15 protein-coding genes are annotated in these 18825 nt (G+C 37.7%); 3 read left to right on the forward strand and 12 right to left on the reverse strand.

From position 1 onward, the window contains the following. Positions 1 to 140: 140 nt before the first annotated feature. The 4 genes from BQ2679_RS07410 to BQ2679_RS07425 form a co-directional block, all read right to left on the reverse strand. Positions 141 to 638 (reverse strand): YkgJ family cysteine cluster protein, encoded by a 498-nt coding sequence (locus tag BQ2679_RS07410; RefSeq protein ID WP_075567585.1) that lies wholly within the window; start codon positions 636 to 638, stop codon positions 141 to 143. Between the two features lie 89 nt (positions 639 to 727). Next, positions 728 to 4378 carry a helicase-exonuclease AddAB subunit AddA gene (gene addA, locus BQ2679_RS07415; RefSeq protein ID WP_075567586.1) on the reverse strand — a complete coding sequence of 1217 codons (3651 nt, stop codon included), beginning with the start codon at positions 4376 to 4378 and terminating at the stop codon, positions 728 to 730. Further along, on the reverse strand, positions 4375 to 7626 hold the full coding sequence (gene rexB / locus BQ2679_RS07420; protein WP_075568073.1) for an ATP-dependent nuclease subunit B: 3252 nt from the start codon (positions 7624 to 7626) through the stop codon (positions 4375 to 4377). Before rexB ends, addA begins: the two co-directional genes overlap by 4 nt. Before the next feature lie 132 nt (positions 7627 to 7758). Beyond that, positions 7759 to 8430, reverse strand: coding sequence for a CPBP family intramembrane glutamic endopeptidase (locus BQ2679_RS07425; RefSeq protein ID WP_075567587.1), 672 nt, complete (start codon positions 8428 to 8430; stop codon positions 7759 to 7761). Positions 8431 to 8613: 183 nt separating this feature from the next. On the opposite strand from BQ2679_RS07425, the gene BQ2679_RS07430 reads away from it, so the two are divergent. The 3 genes from BQ2679_RS07430 to BQ2679_RS07440 all read left to right on the forward strand — a co-directional run bounded on the left by BQ2679_RS07430 (position 8614) and on the right by BQ2679_RS07440 (position 11265). Further along, positions 8614 to 9423, forward strand: a complete 810-nt coding sequence (locus BQ2679_RS07430) for a Cof-type HAD-IIB family hydrolase (RefSeq protein WP_075567588.1) — start codon at positions 8614 to 8616, stop codon at positions 9421 to 9423. Positions 9424 to 9587: 164 nt separating this feature from the next. Beyond that, the gene (locus BQ2679_RS07435; protein ID WP_075567589.1) at positions 9588 to 10496 is read left to right on the forward strand and encodes an ATP-binding cassette domain-containing protein; all 909 of its coding nucleotides are present in this window, start codon (positions 9588 to 9590) and stop codon (positions 10494 to 10496) included. Between the two features lie 10 nt (positions 10497 to 10506). Continuing rightward, positions 10507 to 11265: an ABC transporter permease gene (locus tag BQ2679_RS07440; protein ID WP_075567590.1), complete on the forward strand. Its 759-nt coding sequence runs from the start codon at positions 10507 to 10509 to the stop codon at positions 11263 to 11265. Between the two features lie 39 nt (positions 11266 to 11304). Here the strand turns inward: BQ2679_RS07440 and BQ2679_RS07445 are convergent, their stop codons facing one another. The 8 genes from BQ2679_RS07445 to glmU all read right to left on the reverse strand — a co-directional run bounded on the left by BQ2679_RS07445 (position 11305) and on the right by glmU (position 18787). Further along, a complete protein-coding gene (locus BQ2679_RS07445; RefSeq protein ID WP_075567591.1) occupies positions 11305 to 12183 on the reverse strand; it encodes a sensor histidine kinase in 879 nt (292 codons plus the stop codon). Next, on the reverse strand, positions 12180 to 12881 hold the full coding sequence (locus tag BQ2679_RS07450) for a response regulator transcription factor (protein ID WP_075567592.1): 702 nt from the start codon (positions 12879 to 12881) through the stop codon (positions 12180 to 12182). Before BQ2679_RS07450 ends, BQ2679_RS07445 begins: the two co-directional genes overlap by 4 nt. A 105-nt stretch (positions 12882 to 12986) precedes the next feature. Beyond that, on the reverse strand, positions 12987 to 13247 hold the full coding sequence (locus BQ2679_RS07455) for a SemiSWEET family transporter (RefSeq protein ID WP_045763891.1): 261 nt from the start codon (positions 13245 to 13247) through the stop codon (positions 12987 to 12989). A 166-nt stretch (positions 13248 to 13413) separates the two neighbouring features. Then, positions 13414 to 15702 (reverse strand): DNA helicase PcrA, encoded by a 2289-nt coding sequence (pcrA, locus tag BQ2679_RS07460; RefSeq protein WP_075567593.1) that lies wholly within the window; start codon positions 15700 to 15702, stop codon positions 13414 to 13416. Positions 15703 to 15823: 121 nt separating this feature from the next. After that, on the reverse strand, positions 15824 to 16519 hold the full coding sequence (locus tag BQ2679_RS07465) for a 5'-methylthioadenosine/adenosylhomocysteine nucleosidase (RefSeq protein WP_075567594.1): 696 nt from the start codon (positions 16517 to 16519) through the stop codon (positions 15824 to 15826). A gap of 10 nt (positions 16520 to 16529) precedes the next feature. Then, complete coding sequence (gene macP / locus BQ2679_RS07470) at positions 16530 to 16841, reverse strand: cell wall synthase accessory phosphoprotein MacP (RefSeq protein WP_075567595.1); 312 nt, start codon at positions 16839 to 16841, stop codon at positions 16530 to 16532. Positions 16842 to 16852: 11 nt separating this feature from the next. Next, the gene (locus BQ2679_RS07475) at positions 16853 to 17398 is read right to left on the reverse strand and encodes an NUDIX hydrolase (protein WP_075567596.1); all 546 of its coding nucleotides are present in this window, start codon (positions 17396 to 17398) and stop codon (positions 16853 to 16855) included. A 9-nt stretch (positions 17399 to 17407) separates the two neighbouring features. Next, a complete protein-coding gene (glmU, locus tag BQ2679_RS07480; protein WP_075567597.1) occupies positions 17408 to 18787 on the reverse strand; it encodes a bifunctional UDP-N-acetylglucosamine diphosphorylase/glucosamine-1-phosphate N-acetyltransferase GlmU in 1380 nt (459 codons plus the stop codon). Positions 18788 to 18825: the final 38 nt, after the last annotated feature.

An 18825-nucleotide genomic window follows, 5' to 3' on the forward strand; every position in this document is an offset into this window, starting at 1 on the left:
CTTTAAGAAAAAGTTTAAGAAACTTTAAGACTGGAACTCATTTCTTTTAGAAATCAAAAACAATCAATATTAATAAATATACAAAAAATCCTCAAATAGCAAATGAATTTGAGGATGGTATTTATTATAAAATAAACTATTTACTCTATTTTTTCTCTTAATTTCTCGACAAAAAGATAGGCCGCTGGACAGGTTAAAGTGTTTTTGATAGTCAGATTATTGATTTGATAAATCTTTTTACGGTCGGTATGCGGAAATTCTCTACAAGCCTTGGGACGGACATCATAGATGGAACAGAGATTGTCACTGCCAAGAAATGGACATGGCATTGACTTAAAGATCTTATCACCATCTTCATCTACCTGTAGAAATTCATCTTCGAAGGCTGGTAATTTCATTTTAAAGTACTTGGCAATGCGTGTGATATCTGCTTCCTTAAAATCCGGTCCAAGGCTCTTGCAACAGTTAGCACAGGCTGTACAATCAATTTCTTCAAACACTTCTTTGTGAATCTCCAGCGCAATCTTATCTAGGTTTTTTGGAGCTTTCTTTTTCAGATTTCCAAGGAATTTACGATGCTCTTTTTGCTTTTGTAAAGCTAATTGGTGATAGTATTCGATATCGATTTCTTTTGACATATATTCTTTAACATCCTTTTCTGAAACTAGTATACCATAACTGAAAATAAATAAAAACTACTGCCATTAAGGCAATAGTTTTTACAATATTAGTTGACTTCGATCACCTCAACCATATCTTTGCCAAGTAAGATTAAATATTTTTCAACTTGATCTATTTGGTAAGAACGAGACAAGGCTTCTGCATATAGAGATAATTGACCTCTATAACGTTCAATCAGTTGACTTGGATATTCATAATGATCTGTCTTGTAGTCAAATAGAACAATCTTATCATCGTAAAGGAGATAACCATCTAAAATTCCACGGACAACAAAGTCTTCCTGACTCTTATCATCCCGTTTTAACATAGAGAAGGGTTGTTCTCGATAAAGTTTATCTTGATTTGCAAGAATCTCTTTACCAAGAGCTGTATCAAAGAAGGACAAGATTTTTTCTAAATTAACTTTATCTTTAACAGCTGAAGTTGCCTGAACTTGCTCCAAGGCTTCTGTCAAGGTTCCCAAAGTAGGTTTCTTAGCGAGATTGATTCGTTGCATGAGTTCATGGGTAGCACTACCAATTTCAGCTCCAGTGACTTTTTCTGTCTTGGAGAAGTCTGGAAGTTCAAACAGAATAGTATTTTCTTTTGGTTTAGATTGACCAGCTACTACTACACCTTCCATATCCATGACTGGTTCATAAAACTTCTTAATCTGACTTGGAGTCTGAACACTCGGAAGATTAATCGCTGCACGGTGGATTTCATTATACACTTCCACTTCTTTCAGCATTTCTAAAGCTTCCTTAATGGTATCAGACTGACGGTTGCTTGCCTGAGAAAGATCTTGGAGCTGGCTTTTATTTTCCAATTCTCCGATAGCTTCCTTGGTTAGGTCTTCTTCACCTTCAAAGCGCACACTAAAGTGTAAGTCCTCTTTAGAAAACTCTTGATAGATGGCCCAAATCCAGTCCTGGAAATTTTGAGCGTCAAGTCTTGTTTCACGAGTCAAAAGACCTTGCCCATTTGTCGGATATTCTTTAGACTCCAACTTTTCTCGTGATCCCTTTCCGACTAGATAGATTTTTTTCTCAGCACGAGTCATGGCTACATACAGTAAACGCATCAACTCAGAATAGCTTGCTAATTGGAGCTCCTCCTCATTTTGACTATAAGTCAAGCTTGGAATGGATAACTTAATCGTAGAGGGAAGATATTCCTCTTTTGCATTTGTAGCTACTCTAGCTACGTACTTAAGACCAAGGCCATTTTTACGACTTAGGATAACTTCAGACATGGAATCTTGCTTGTTAAATTGCTGATCAATATTGAGAATAAAGACATAAGGGAACTCAAGCCCCTTACTCTTATGAATACTCATAAGCTCCACAGCATCCTTAGGTGGAGCTACAGTCACACTGGCAAGGTCGTGCTTGGCTTCCAAGACTTGATCAATCATAGTTATGAAACGTGATAAGCCTTTAAAATTACTCTTTTCAAACTGGTCAGCTCGTAGTGCTAGGGCATAGAGGTTGGCCTGTCTAGCCTGACCATTTGGTAAAGCACCAACATAATCATAGTAGAAACGTTCGCTATAGATTTTCCAAATAAGGTCATAAAGCGAATGAGTTTTTGAGAACAAACGCCAAGAATTAACAGTTTCCAAGAAAAGGTTAAGCTTTTTATGGAGTTCAGATTTTATTAAATCCTTTTGTCTACTAGTTTTTGTTTGAGCATTGACTAGTTTTTCATAAAAGTTCTCTTGAACCTTATCCTCAGAATTTTGAAGAGCTAGACGAGCCAATTCATCTTCATCAAAGCTAAACATAGGAGACTTCATGAGAGCTACTAAAGCAAAGTCTTGGAGAGGATTATGGATAACACGAAGAGTATCCAACATAACCTGCACTTCTAAAGATTGCAAATAATTGTTTAGAGCGCCATCAGTTTTAACTGGTATCCCATATTCCGACAAAGCAAGTAAAACCTGGTCATTCCGACTTCTGCTGGCAGTCAAGAGAGCAATGTCATTGAAAGGAACCCCTTTATCATTATGAAGATGCAATATCTCCTTAATGACCATTCGCATTTCACCAGTTAGTTTGTTGGTCGAAAACTCTTCCTCTTCCTTAGAATCACCATCAACATCCTTATCATACAAGAGGACTTCTGCCTTGTTTTCTGGATCAGGGTGTAAATCAGTATTTCCGAAAACAAGTTGATGCATGCCGTCATAATAAATCTCTCCAACTTCCTCATCCATGAGATGCTTAAAGACGTCATTGGTAGCATTTAGTACTTCAGAACTACTACGGAAGTTTTCCTTAAGCAGTATTAATTGACCTTCTTTGCTATCCTGAGCAAAACTATGGAATTTTTCATTGAAGATTTGGGGATCTGCCTGTCTAAAACGATAAATAGACTGCTTGATATCTCCCACCATAAAACGATTATAGCCGTTAGAAAGGAGCTCCAACATTCTTTCCTGGATATGGTTAGTATCTTGGTACTCATCGACCATAACTTCGTGGAAACGTTCCTGATACTCTTTTCGTACTTGAGGAAAGTTTTCCAATATCTCAATGGTATAGTGGCTAATATCCGCAAATTCGAAGGCATTTTCTTCGCGTTTTCGCTTTCGATAGGCATCAACAAAATCACTCATGAAAACTTGAAAAGTCTTTGCCAAATCCCAAGACTCTTGATGATAATCTTCCTGGAATTTCAATAACGTAATTTGGTCATTTAGTGCAGTTAGCTTTTCAAACTTGTCTTTTCTCTCTTGGTTGTACGCTTCTTTAAGTTCTAGGAGTTCAGCCTTGCGACTAGCATTTGTAAGAGCGCGGCCACCCTTATCCTTAGAAATACTCACAACTCGCTCTAGAACTTCTTGATATTGATTAAAAGTTGATTCGTTGGTTAAAGCTCCAATTTCATCAAGAACTTGTTGGACAGCTTCTAAGTAGGCTGCTTTTCCAAATTCCTTGGCATCATTCTCAAGATGGTAACGGAAGAAACTTTCCAAATCCCAGAGTCTTTGCTGAATGTCTTGAGCCAGCTTTTCTTTAGAACTTGTAAAATCGGCCTTTTCGAATCCCTTTAAGAAAGATTCCTGTAGCCAGGCCTGAGGATTACTAGTGGATTGTAAGAAATCATAAATCATATAGACCTGTTTACGCAATCCACGTGCATCCTTGCTTTTACCCGCAAAGTTCTTGACCAGCTTACTAAACTGTTCTTGTTCCTTACTTTGGTAATGTTTTTCAAAAACCTGCCGAAAGACTTCGTTTTTTAAGATGAGTTGCTCACTTTCATTCTCAAGAATCCGAAAGTTTGGGGCGAGGTCAATCAGATAACCATGTTTAGCCAAGAACTTCTGAGTAAAAGAGTCCATAGTTCCAATAGCAGCGTTTGGTAAATCAGCTAATTGTCTGCCGAGGTGTTTTTTTAGTTCCACATCTTTCGTTTCTTGGATTTGTTGGCTGATTTTCTTTTCCAAGCGTTCTTTTAACTCGGTTGCTGCCTTGACCGTAAAGGTTGAGATAAAGAGTTGGCGAATTTCTACACCACGCGCTAGTTGATCAAGAATTCGTTCAGCCATGACAAAGGTTTTCCCTGAACCAGCTGATGCTGAGACCAGAATATTTTGACCAGAACTGTAGATAGCTTGAATTTGCTCAGCAGTTTTCTTTGGTTTCTTGTCAGAATTAGCTTCTGCTACTTGCAAAGCTTTAATCTCTTCTTGGGATAAAAACTTCATCGCTCCAACTCCTCTCTAATTTTATTAAACCATGTTTCTTTATCATTGCTCTTAGCAACCTTATCTAACAATCTTGCCTGACCTAAATGGTAATTAGCTTCAAAACCAGTTATCGACTGATATTGTTGGACATAAGGGGCAATACTTCTGCCGTCTTCTGTGTAAGGATTGATAGCAAATCTACCAGATAAAATTTTCTCTGCAGCTTTCTTATAGATAAGGGCATTATAGTCCAGCAATAACTGGAATTCCTCATCAGACAACTGATAGGTCTTGTTTTTATTATATAGTTTCCCAAGGTTCTTTATTTCTTTTTCGAGAAATAGCCCTTGATATTTCATAGTCTTAGTCGTTTCTGTTAAAGCCTTTGAAAGTGTTTTGACAGTTTGTAAGGACTGAACTGGCTCGGCCATCTCTAAATACATAGCACCAAAGAAGTCTGTATTTCCTTCTTTCTTAAGAGCAGCCAGATAGGTCGGTAACTGTGAATTAAGGCCGTTATAAAAGAGAGGGAAGTTAAACTGAGTTAGAGAAGATTTGTAATCGACAACACCAATCGCATCACTTGTCTTTAAGCGATCTATACGGTCAACTTTACCACGGACATAGACATTTCTACCGTTTTCTAACTGAACAAAAGCTTGTTCCTTGCCACCAAAGACTGCTTCTTCCTGAATTGTTTCAATTTCAGAATTATGACGTAGAATGTGCCCAGTTGCACGCGCAACGTCTAAAAGAACTTCCTTGGTTAATTGGGCTTCCAAACTTTCTTGATAAATGGCTTGAAACTCACGTTCTTTACTGGTTTCAGAGATTGCTTGTTCTAAACGACAATCAAAAGATGTATCAACAGGAAGTTTCATAGCTCGTTCAAAAATACGATGCAAGAAATTCCCATGGCTTCGAGCATCAGGTCGCAAACGTAATTCTTCCTGCAAGCCTAAGACATAACGAAGGTAATAGCTGTATTCATTACGATAAAACTCTGTTAATCCAGAAGTTGATAGATAGAAATCCTGATCTTGAGGATACAAGGCTTCCAAGGTTTCAGTATCTAAAGTCTTACTTTTTGGACTTGTCGGTAGGACAGGATTATCAAGACCTTGATCTTCTAATTTTTTCCCCATGACACGAGCTAGAACCTTAATAAAGGTTAAGTCCTGCTCACTTGTCTCGGACTCACCTTGCTGGTGATAAGCAACAAGACTAGACAAAAGACTGTGATAAGAACCAATATGATCCTTTGATAGGTTTTTTCGATCGATTCTCTTTTCAATCTTGCTAAAACCAAAATCCTGCAATTCTTGCAGATAAACTGACTCTTTACTCTCATTTTCATTGAGTAAACTTGGTGCCGATAAGACCAATTGCTTCTTGGCAGAATTTACCAAAGAAAGCATGGTATAGCGGTTCTTCTTAAGATTTTCATGGCTAGCAATTAGTAATTGAGAGCCATCTTCAGTACCTTGGTTTAAAACTTCTCTTTCTTCATCACTTAAAAGACTAGTATTTTGGGTGATTTTAGGTAGATGATCCTGGGTTAAGCCAAGTGCATAGATGTAATCAGAAGTTAAAGGCGAAATCAAATCATAACTTTGCACCAGAACCGTATCTACCGTTGCAGGGATTGTACGATAATTTGATAAGGACATCCCTGAATGAAGAAGAGCCAAGAAATCATCTAAAGCAACCTGAGTCCCCTCAAATACGGTCACAAATTGCTCCATTACGTGGCAAAATGCTTTCCAGACCTCTTCTTGTCTTTCTTGCTCTGTCGCATCCATCGTTTCAGATAAGGATTGTAATTGCTTGGTAACAGATGCGTCTTTCAAAAAGTTATTCCATTTTGTAAGGATATTTTCAGTCTTTTGCTTACGACTGGATAATAAAGTTTCTAGTGGATTTAGGACACATACACGTAGCTCATTTAATTTCTCTAAATCAAATTTTCCATGATGATTTTTTGTAAATTCTTGTTTAAAGTTAGAAAGTCCATCAATACCTAAATAGCGGATATATTGTTCAAAGCTATCGATTTCTTCTTGAGAAAGGTCGGTATATAAGCCGGTTCGAAAGAGGTTAATCAAATCTTCTTGACGGAAATAGTACCGTTTGAGACGTCCCACAGATTCTACAAATTGAGTCAAAGGATGATGAGCCATAGACTCACTTTTACCCAGATAGAAGGGAATCTGATATTGATTAAAAATTGTCTGCAAGGACAGTTTATAAGACTCTACGTCTCCTAGTAAGATACGAAAATTTTTATAGCTTAGCTCAGGTTCTTGGTGCAATTTCTGGCGAATACTACGTGCAACTAGCTCCAGCTCTTCTTTCTGTGTCAGACAAGACCAAATTTGCAAGTCTTCTCTATCCTTAGCATCCACTTCTATACTGATTTCAGAATAATCATAAGCACTTTCCAGTAATTTTGAGGCCTTGGCAAAAGCATCAAGGTTTTTATGTTCTTGACATGCATCTTCTGCCTTGGTCTGATATTTAAAAGCTAAATGACGTAGAAACTCAACACTGGCTTGATAGAGATTACCTTCACTAAAGGGGCTAGTGTAGGCTTTCTTAGTTGCATATACGCCTATAATAATTTCAACACCCTTACGGTGAAGTAAATCCACTAGGTGTTCCTCTTCTGCAGAAAAACGGGTAAAACCATCAATGACTAGGGCAATCTTGCTAAAATCGCTACTTACCTTGTTTTCTTCGATAGCATCAATCAGATAGGATATTGGACTCCCCTGTGAAACTTGACCTTGATTTAAATACGCTGTTACCTTTTCAAAAATTAAGAGTAAATCAGAGCGTTTATCAGCATCTGTCAAACTATCCAAGTCCAAAAAACTCATTTTTGCAGTTGAAATTTCATGATAAATCTCAATCAATTGCTGGATGAATTGCGGATCTTGCTTAATAGCTCCGTAAACGCGTAAATCCTTAGCGTCTATCTCGGACAGACATTTATAGAAAGCCATACCAAGACCAATATCATCGAGACTTGACCTCTCAGGAATATCATTTAAAACCAGATAACGAGCCATTTGAGCGAAGCGCGTGACTGTGATAGCAAAAGAAGCCTGCTGACTCAAGCACTCCAGCACGGCACGTTCCTTTTCAAAAGAAAGAGAGTTAGGGGCGATATAAAAGACTCGTTTTCCTTGGTCAACTAGTCCTTGAGCCTCCTTAGTTAAGATTTCTGTCAAAGAAGTCCGAATATCGGTATAAAGTAGTTTCATCTCTGCCTCGTTTGTTTTTGTCATTACCTTTTATTATATCATTTTTTAAGTCAAAACAGATTGATATAAAGTCCTAATTTTAACCTGTCCCATATCAAAAAAGTCGGAATAAAATCCGACCTTTTATAGTTATTAACTACCAGAAAACAAGAGTACCCATAATTCCCAAAATGCAGTAATGTTGATCATGATATGAAGTAAAATAGGGTAATAGAGAGAATGAGTTTTTCGGTAGAGGAATGCACAAATTGCTCCTCCACTTGCATAGGTGAAAAAGGCGAGTGGTGTTAAACCTGAACTGACATGCACATAGCCAAAGACACAGGCTGATAGCAAAACATCTCCATACCATGGTGAATCTTTCAGAAATGTATTCATTAGAACTCCTCGATATACCAATTCTTCTGTAATTGGTCCTAGAAGACAAACAATAAGTAAAAGATAAGGTAACTCTTGTCGCCCCGTCATCTCAGTCAATTCATTTAAAGCGATTTGATTGGACGTTGCTGGGGTTAAAAAGGACAATGCAATATCTAAAAGATAATTGGCACCATAAGCAAGAAGCAAATAAACTGGATATCTCCATTTCCACTTCAACTCAAAAAATCTTCTACCTTCGAATACTAGTAAATAAAGAATAGCTAGAAAAGTAACGCTAAACTCTAAAAAAGAAAGAATTTGGAAAAATTCTCTACTAGCAGGCACAAGCCTACCTGCAAAATGATTAAAAATCCACCAAAACCATGTCTTCCTATAAATAATTACTAACAAGGCTAGTAAAATCTGTACTGTTCTTCTTTTCATGATAAATCCTTTGATTATTTATCCATTATCAGTATAATATTAAATATATTACTAATTTAGTATATCATATTTTTGTTATCTATCTACTAAAAACCTAAATAGAAATGGCATTTCACTTAGCTTTAGACTTATTTGCCTCAAAATATGCTATAATATAGGCAAAACACGAGAAAAGGAAAGACTATGATTAAATTACTTGCTCTTGATATGGACGGTACTCTTCTCAACGAAGCCAAGGAAATTCCTCAGGCTCATATTGATGCTATTCATAAAGCTATCGAAAAAGGTGTCAAACTGGTTCTCTGTACTGGACGTCCTCTCTTTGGAGTTCTTCCCTACTACAAGAAACTCGGTCTTGATTTGCAAAATGAATACGTTATTGTCAATAATGGTTGTTCTACCCACCAAACCAGTGACTGGTGCCTTGTTGACTGGCGGGAACTTAGCAAATCTGACATCGAATACCTCAATGACCTTGCTGAAAAGAGTGAAGTCCAGTTGACTCTCTTTGATGAGGAGCACTATTTCGTTCTCGGAGGCAAACCAAATCCTATCGTTCAATATGATGCCACACTTGTCTTTGCTGACCTGACTGAAATCACACTAGAGGAAGCTACCAGCGGTAAATATCGTATGTTCCAGGGAATGTTTTTAGGGACAAAAGAACAGACAGATGACTTTGAACAACGATTTGCTGATGAACTTTGTCAGAGATTCAGCGGTGTTCGTTCACAACCAGTGATCTATGAAGCGATGCCACTCGGTACAACTAAAGCTTCTGCTCTTTCTCGTTTAGCTGAGATTTTGGATATCCAACCTTCTGAAATCATGGCTATGGGTGATGCCAATAACGACATTGAGATGTTAGAGTTTGCTGGGCTGGGGATTGCCATGGGAAATGCAAGCGACCACGTCAAATCTCTCGCTGATGCCGTAACTGCCAGCAATGAAGAAAATGGTGTTGCACGCGCTATTGAGAAATATATTTTGTAGAAAATAAGCCCAGTCAACTAGTATTTCTAGCCAACTGGGCTTTTATTTTTTTTAAAATTTAAAAACTTTAGAAACTCTTTAGAAATGCTTGACGATTCTTTGATATCTATGCTTTATACTAGAGTTATAAAAATAAAACATCTTAAAGATTAAAGGAGAAAACTATGAAAACAGTCCTCGAAATCCATGGCTTGTCCAAACAATTTGGCAAACAACCTATTCTACAAGATCTTAGTCTCTCAGTTAAAGAAGGAGATATCTATGGACTTATCGGAAAAAATGGTGCTGGTAAGACAACTCTAATTAAAATCATTACCCAATTATTATCTGCTGACCAAGGAACTATTTCCCTCTTTTCTAGTCAAGGGTATAAGGAGTGCACGAAAGCCCTATCTCGAGTAGGTTCAGTCATTGAATCCCCAGTAGCTCACAATCATTTAACAGCCTATCAAAATCTAAGATACTATTGTACTATTCGACATATCCCAAATGCTGATCAAGTCATTCAAGAAACATTAAAGTATGTGGGGTTAACAGATACAGGTAGAAAAGTTTTTCGAGATTTCTCTCTTGGAATGAAACAACGCCTAGGCATTGCGATTGCCCTACTATCAAAACCAGACTTTCTCATCCTTGATGAACCTATAAATGGACTTGACCCAATCGGTATCAAAGAGTTTCGTCAAATGATTCAACGTCTGAATCAAGAACTAGGAATAACAATTCTCATCTCTAGTCATATCTTGTCAGAACTCTATCTGGTTGCCAATCGCTTTGGAATTCTTGACCAAGGGAAAATCATTCGAGAAATCAGTAAGGCCGAATTTGAGACACTGAATGAAGACTATATTGTTCTAAAAACAAATGACAAAGAAAAAGCTAGTCAAATCTTAAAAGACAAAGTGCATCTTGAATTTAAAGTTGTTAATTCAGATAATGAGATTCATATTTTTAGTCATGAACAAGATGTCAAACGCATTCTCAAAGAACTTACTCTAGCAGATGTTGATGTGGATGAGATTTACTATGCTCGTCAAAATCTTGAAGAATACTTCACACAATTAGTAAAATAGGAGGAACACCATGATACACACAATTCAAGCAGACTTTTACCGTCTTTTCCGTTCCAAAGGTTTTTGGATTACAGAGATTGTTCTCTTTGCACTCATGTTAATGGGAGCTACTATTGGGGCTACAGGACATCTAATGTCAGTTGATACAACACCTCCAGAAACTGAACTTCCAAGTAAGGGCTGGGATGGTATTCAAGCCCTGATTAACGCATCTAGTCAAGGTTCAAACCTAGTTTTCCTCTGCATTATCCTTGCTTGCTTAGTTCTAGGAGTTGATCTTATCGGAAAACTCTATAAAAATAGTTTGACAGTGGGTGTTTCTCGTACAGAATTCTTCTTTGCCAAATCTGTTGTATTAGCAAGTATCGCTCTAATGCAAATTCTTATTAGCCTAGTCATTGCTTTCGTACCAGCAACTATCCTAAACGGGATTGGTACGATGCCAGAAGGATTTATTGGCAATCTCCTTCTAACAATTACTATTCAATTCCTCTGCCTTCTAGCTTGGCTATCTATTGTGTCCTTCATTCTCTATGTGACTCATTCTTATTTGGCTGTTTTCATTGGCTATTTAATTAGTTCTATCTTACTTTCAATGCCAATGCTTATCTTTCCAGATATCGAGATTTTGCGCTATTTATCCTTGAATTTTGCCTATGCTATGACTGCCTATAGTCAAGCTGTTCTATACACCATTATCGTTACAGTGACTGTTATTCTATTCTTTACCATAAGTGGACTTGCTGTTTTCAAGAAGAAAAGCTTATAAAAATGACCTCCTCTATTCAAAAAGAGGAGGTTCTTTGTTTTAAAAGAGAATTCTAACTGTAAACCAAGCACCATCAGTACTTAGTTGTAGTTCTGCACCAAGTAGATGGGATAATTCTTCTGTAATATAAAGACCTAAACCAGAGGATTCTTCTGTATCTGAGAGGTTTTCAGAGTAAAATCGTTGACTGAGATTTTCAATTTTACGAATCGGTTGTTTAACCAGATTAGCAATTTCCAAACAGATGTGGTTATTCACTTCCTTAAGAGAAAATCTCGCTTCATCCTTACCATGTTTTAGAACATTGCCAATAAGATTTTGTAACATACGATCTAATAAATCTGGATCTGTTAATAAATAGAGACCAGGTTCTACTTGCAAATCAAGGTTAATCTTTGCCGTCTGAAAAGAATCATAATAGGTCAGCAATTTTTGCGTCATAAATGTTGAAACTTCTAACTCAGATAAGTCAGGTTTAACTGCTCCTTCCATTAACCGACGATAGTCCAAAAGAGCCTCTAGCCGTTTTGAAACTTGATTGAGATGATGAGCAATTTTTTTCAAACTCTCAGACTCAGGATTTTCTGTTTTAAGCAATTGCTGAGTATAACCTGATGCAATCGTTAAAGGTGTCCGAATATCGTGTGCAATATTGCTAATAGCCATGTCTAAAGTCTGCTTCTCTCGCTTCATAATCAAGCGTGACTGCTCAACATCTTGAAAGAGATGATTGATTTGCTGGTAAAGATGTAAAAAATCCTTGGAGAAAGTGGATACTCCGATTCTCTTCATACTTCCAGTATGAATCTTGTCTTCAATTTGTTGGCTCAAGTTTACGAGTGCTAGATGATAGCGAATCAACCCTATCGTCAATAGGATAATAACCAACAGTAGCAAAGAAAGTAAAATATAGATCATTGCTCATCTCCTTTTAACCGAACACCAACTCCCCAGATAGTTTCAATATACTCTTGCTCTGGATCCAGTTGGCTTAATTTTTTACGGAGATTACTTAAATGAGTGTTGAGAGTATTGTCGCCTGGTAAATAAGTATCCTCCCAGACCAACTCATAGAGTTCTTCTTTCGTAAAAATTTTCTTAGGATGTCTCAACAAGGTTTGTAAAATCAAGCATTCTTTCTTAGCTAGGCGAATAGTTTCCTGGCTATTTTTGATTTCAAAACTATCTGCATCAAATTGAATATTTTTTAACTGTTGAATCAACTTGTCAGGATGTTCGATTTCAGCTGCTTGCTTGTCACTTTTTTGACGTAATTGTACCGTAACCCTGGCAAAAACTTCATCCAAATCAAAAGGCTTTACAATATAATCATTAGCACCATCTAAGAGATATTGGCTGATGAGCTTTTTATCGCTTAGAGCAGTTAGCATGATGACAGGAACTGAACTATCGTGTCTAATGGCTTTTAAAACCTGATCACCATTTTTTCCCGGAAGCATAATATCTAACATGATTAGATCAATGTCACCTTGTTCAAATCGAATCATTCCTTCAGTACCAGAAAAAGCCTGAATCACCTCATGCTCCTCAGAAAGAAGAGTTCTCAAAATTTCTTGAATCTCATTATTATCTTCAACGATAAGTATTCTAGCCATAAACACCAACCTTTCTAATAGTATTATATCATGTTTTTTTAGGAATTTCGGATAAAGAAAAACTCTCCTTCATGCTTAAATACGAAGAAGAGTTCATTAGCTATATTAAATTAAAGCTGTCAATGCGGTAATAAGTCCAAAAACAATCCCTGGTGCATTAGCTGCTGCCAAAGGAATATCACGTTCTTTTTTAAAGAGACCGTAGTAAACCCAAAGACTGCAGTTAAGTGCAGCTACTGCTGGTTGGATAAAATTCCCTTTTTGACCAGCAAGGTTATTCATAATTTGAGGAATATAAGAGACGTACATCATTACAGACATAAAGGTTGCAATCCAACCCAAAGTTTTCATTTGTTTTTCAGTCATTTTTTCTCCTTTCAAAAACAATCTAAATTATACACTATTTTTTAAGATAGTGAAGTTTAAAAAGCTATTTGTTAAAAACTTGTAAACTATCACAATCTTGTGATAAGAGAATCAAAAAAAAATACCCTCTTGCTACTTCAAGAGGGTATTTTATTCGTTTAGAAACTTACTTTTTCTCAATCGGTGCTACACTAGCCAAAAGTTTTTTCAAACCGACTTCTGGGAAGTTGATTTTTAGTTCCTGTGTAGCTCCACTACCCGATACTTCAAGGACAGTTCCTTCACCCCATTTTTTATGAAGGGCAATATCACCAATTGACCAATTTGTCTCACTAGAAGAAGATTTACTAGTAGATGCAAATCGTCCAAATGGTAAACCACTTGATTGGATCGATGTAGGCGCAGTATTCCGTTTTCGTTCTTGAAGAGCCTGTGCCAGACTCACTCCTTGCCCAAATGTAGTACCACCACTACTGTATGATGCTTTAAAACTTGTATTAGCTGGACGAGCCAAACCTTGATAGGTCAACAAATCTGAACTAATCTCGTTGATAAAACGGGTCGGACGATTGTAACTTGTACGTCCGAAAAGCAAGCGAGAGTTTGCGTTGGTCAGATAGAGAATCTTCTCAGCGCGCGTGATACCTACATAGGCCAAACGACGTTCTTCTTCTAATTCATCTGGATCTTCAGAGGCACGACTAAGAGGAAAGACATTCTCCTCCATCCCGATGATAAAGACAACCGGAAACTCTAGTCCTTTCGCTGCATGGAGGGTCATCAAGGTAACCTCTGATGTCTCCTGACTGCCAGAGTCAGTGTCGGCAATCAAGGCAAGATCATTTAAGAAACGACTCAGTTTGTCCAAACCTGTTTCTTCTTCTTGACTATCAGGATTGTCGTCAAAGTTCTTGGTAACAGATAGGAACTCTTCGATATTTTCAACCCGCGCCTTGCTTTCCAAGGTTGCCTGAGCATTAAGAATATCGACATAACCTGTTTTTTCAAGGACAGCCTCAACCAACTCTGTAATGGTTAATTGGTCCAGTTTCTCCCTCAAATCCAGGATCATATTGGCAAAGTCCCAGATTGATTGGGCTGCCTTACCCTTAATTCCTGATAACATGATATTTGCTGAAGCATCCAGCATGGACATTTCTTGCAAATTAGCAAAATCACGAATCTTCTCAACAGTACCTGGGCCAATACCACGCTTTGGTTCATTGATGATACGCTCAAAACTGATATTATCACTTAGGTTGGCAATGAGATTGAGGTAAGCAATGATATCACGGATTTCTTTTCGGCTGTAGAATTTTGTCCCACCAACCATGGTATAAGGAATATTAGACTTGAGCAGAGCTTCCTCAATAGTACGTGACTGGGCATTGGTACGGTAAAGCACTGCAAAGTCTTTGTGAAGGAAGTTTTGACTACGACCAAGTTCATCGATGGTTTTGGCTACAAAAACAGCCTCATCTTGTTCATCGTTAGCTCGGTAGTAAATAATTTGTTCGCCATCTGCATTTTGAGTCCATAGGTTCTTAGGACGGCGATTTTTATTGTTCTTAATAACGTCATTTGCTGCTTGGAGAATGGTTTTGGTTGAACGGTAATTCTCCTCTAACAAGACAACCTTTGCTTGAGGATAATCCTTTTCAAAATCCAAGATATTCTGCATATCAGCACCACGCCATCCGTAGATAGACTGGTCCGCATCCCCAACAACACAGATATTTTTAAAGCGAGAAGCCAACAGTTTGACCAGTTGATACTGGGCATGGTTGGTATCTTGGTACTCATCGACATGGATATATTGGAATTTTTGCTGATAGTAAGTCAAGACATCGGGATTTTGATCAAAGAGACGCAAGGTCAACATAATCAAATCATCAAAGTCAACTGACTCAGATTGACGGAGTTCCTTTTGATAGGCCTCATAACACTTAGCGACAATGTTTGTATATAAATCTCCTGCTTGAGCAGCATAAGCAACATCGTCAATCAGATCATTCTTAGCATTAGAAATGGTCCCTAAAATAGAGCGTTCATTCCACTTTTTAGGATCCAAGTTTAACTGTTTGAGAATGCGTTTCATCAGTGTTCGCTGCTCACCTGGATCGATAATGGTAAAGTTACGATTGTAACCAATATGATCCGCATCACGACGTAAGATACGAACGCACATAGAGTGAAAGGTCGCTATCAAACAGTCCTGTGTAGCTGGATTGAGCCCGTAGGCACGTTCTTTCATTTCACGAGCAGCCTTATTGGTAAAGGTAATGGCTAAAATATTCCAGGGATTAACCATCTTTTCATCAATTAAGTAGGCAATACGATGGGTCAAAACTCGTGTTTTACCAGAACCAGCCCCCGCCATGATCAGCAATGGACCTTCTGTTGTTTGGACCGCTTCTGTCTGTCGGTTATTCATACCGTTTAATAAAGGGTTCATTTTCTCTTCCTATTCTTCAAATCAATGTTTCTATTATATCAAAAAAGACTGAAAATAACTCTATTAGAGACAAGCTTCCTTTTTTCCTAAAAAAAGAACACTAACAAGTGTTCTTTTTATATTAATCATGAATAGATTGTAAAAGTGTCAACAAGGCTTGAGCCGATCTGCGTCCTGCTTCTACGATAAATTCATCAAATGAAATAGAAGCTTCATGGTTAGCATTGTCACTCATGGCACGGACAACTAAGAAAGGTAGATTAAGCGCGTGAGCTGCTTGAGCGATAGCCGCTCCTTCCATCTCAACCGCAAGCACCTGAGGAAAATGTTCTTTTATAGCTCTAATCTTATCTTCACCCGCAATAAAACTATCACCGGTCGCAATCAAACCTAGATGCCATTTTTGGTTAAGTTTAGACAAACTCTCTTGAATCAAACTGACAAACTTCTTGTCAGATTCGAAATAGAGTGGTTGTTGGGCCATCTGACCGTATTCATAACCAAAAGCAGTAACATCTACATCATGATAAGCTAGCTTATCAGCAATAACTACATCTCCAACTTCGATTCCTTCTGCTAAAGCGCCAGCTGAACCGGTGTTGATAACAGCATCTACTTTAAAGTGGTCAGCTAGAATAGCTACACTCATGGCAGACATGACTTTACCAATTCCACTCTCGACCAAGACAAGCTCAACTGACCCAATACTTCCTGTATGATAGCTATTTCCTAATACCGTCTCTTCTTGAGCGTTTTCTAAATGTTGAATCAGATAAACTAGCTCTTCTGGCATAGCTGCTATAATTCCAATTTTCATGACATTCCCCTTAAATAAATCTCATTGCTAAAACTAGCAAAATCAGGAGTAAAATAACAGCAAAAAGAATCTTATTCAACTTAGAGTTAAAGACGTTTCTCTTAGTATTTTCAATTCGACGGCTCTTATGAATTGAAGGCTCGACTTCAATTGTTAAAGTTTCCTGACTAAAACCATGATCTTTAGATTGATTGTAGGAAACACCTCGAGAAGAAGTCGGTAGAATTTTTGTCTCCTCGATATCCAGCAAGGGAGCATCCGAGATGTCCTCTCCTCGATTAGCTCTTTCAATCATTTCATCGGTCAATAAAGGTTTTCCCATGGGTTCCTCCTCTATTTTTCTTGTAATTCCCAGTACTGGATTGCCATGATAGTCTTAGCATCACAGATATGACCAGACTGGATAAGTGCTTTTGCTTCTTCTAAACTAACTTCTAGTAGCTCTATGGTCTCATCTTCGTCTTGAGGACGTGGATTTTCAACCTTGGCTAAGTCACTGGCTAGATATAATCTTAGTCTTTCGTTACAAAAACCAATTGCCGAATAAAAGTCATACAAAAGACTTAATTTACCAGTGTATGCTGCTTCTTCTTCTAATTCACGAAGGGCTGCAGCTTCAGGATCAGTATTTTCACCAATTTCTAGTTTACCTGCAGGAATTTCATAAGAAATTTTTTCAATCGCCTTACGATATTGCTTGACCAAGACGATTTTATTTTCTGCAGTAACAGCTAAGACACAGACTGCACCATTATGAAAAATCAAGTCTCGCTGAGCAGTTCCCTTTCCAGCAGGTAATTCAACTTGATCCTGAACCAGCTGGAAAATTGGGCCTTTATAAATTTCTTTACGACTAAGTGTCTTTTCTTCGAATTCCATTAGAAACTCCTATTTATTCTTAGGATGATGAGGTAAACGAGTTGCAAGTTTTTCTTTGTTAGCTTGACGTCCTCGTCCAATGGCTACAGCATCTGTTGGAACATTCTTGGTAATAGTTGAACCAGCACCCACAAGTGAATTGTCTCCAAGTTCTACAGGTGCAATAATAGTTGAATTAGAACCTACAAATACATTGTCTCCAATAATAGTCTTATATTTCTTTTGACCATCATAATTGACAGTGATGGTACCAGCACCAATATTTACATCTTTACCTATTTCGCTGTTTCCAATGTAAGTTAGATGACCTGATTTAGTGTTTTCACCGATGCTAGAACCTTTGACTTCAACAAAGTTCCCGATGTGCACATTCTTATCAAGGTTTGACCCTGGACGAATATGAGCGTACGGACCTACAGTTACACCATCAGCTAAGGTACTTTCTTCAATAGTAGAGTTGGTAATTACAGCTCCTGAACCAATAGTACTATCCACGATGTAGGTACCATTAGTAAGAATGGTTTCAGCGCCAACCTTACTAGTTCCTTTAAGAGTTACATTAGCTTCAATTTGAACTTCTGGAGCAATTTCAACGTCAATATCAATATAGGTGGCTTCAGGATTTACAAAACTAACACCATTGACCATATGGGCTTGGTTAATTCGACGGCGCATTACAGTTTCAGCAGTTGCAAGAGCTACACGATCATTGACGCCGAGACTTTCATCAAAGTCTTTTAATGTATAAGCACCGACTTTTTCTCCCGCTTCACGGAAAATACCAATTACGTCCGTAATATAATACTCTCCCTGTGCATTATTTGTATTAATATTTTTTAGAGCTTCAAAGAGACGAGCATTGTCAAAAATGTAAGTTCCCGTATTGATTTCTTTGATTTGTTTTTCAAAATCAGTAGCATCCTTTTGCTCAACAATTCTAAGTACCTCAGCATTTTCATTACGTACGATACGTCCATAGCCAAATGGATTATCCGCTTCAGCAGTTAAAATCGTAGCAACATTTTTATGATTCACATGAAAATTAATCAAGTTCTTCAAACTTTCACCAGTAATTAAAGGAGTATCACCAGCAATGACTAAAGTTTGTCCAGTCAAACCTTCAAGGATTGGCTCAGCCATCATAACTGCGTGACCAGTTCCTAGTTGTTCTGTCTGTCTTACAAAATCTGTTTGACCTGCTAAGACTTGTTCAACTAGGTCTGCCTTATGTCCAACTACTGTAACTGTTTTTTCAGGATTAATTGCTCCCACGCTACGGAAAACATGCTCAAGCATAGAAATCCCAGCAACCTTGTGCATGACTTTTGGAAGATCTGATTTCATGCGAGTACCTTTACCCGCTGCTAAAATAATTGCATAATTTGCCATATTTTTCTCTTTTCTATAGAATTTCCATTACATTATAC

The sequence above is a fragment of the Streptococcus timonensis genome (assembly GCF_900095845.1).
In the GTDB taxonomy this organism is placed as follows: domain Bacteria; phylum Bacillota; class Bacilli; order Lactobacillales; family Streptococcaceae; genus Streptococcus; species Streptococcus timonensis.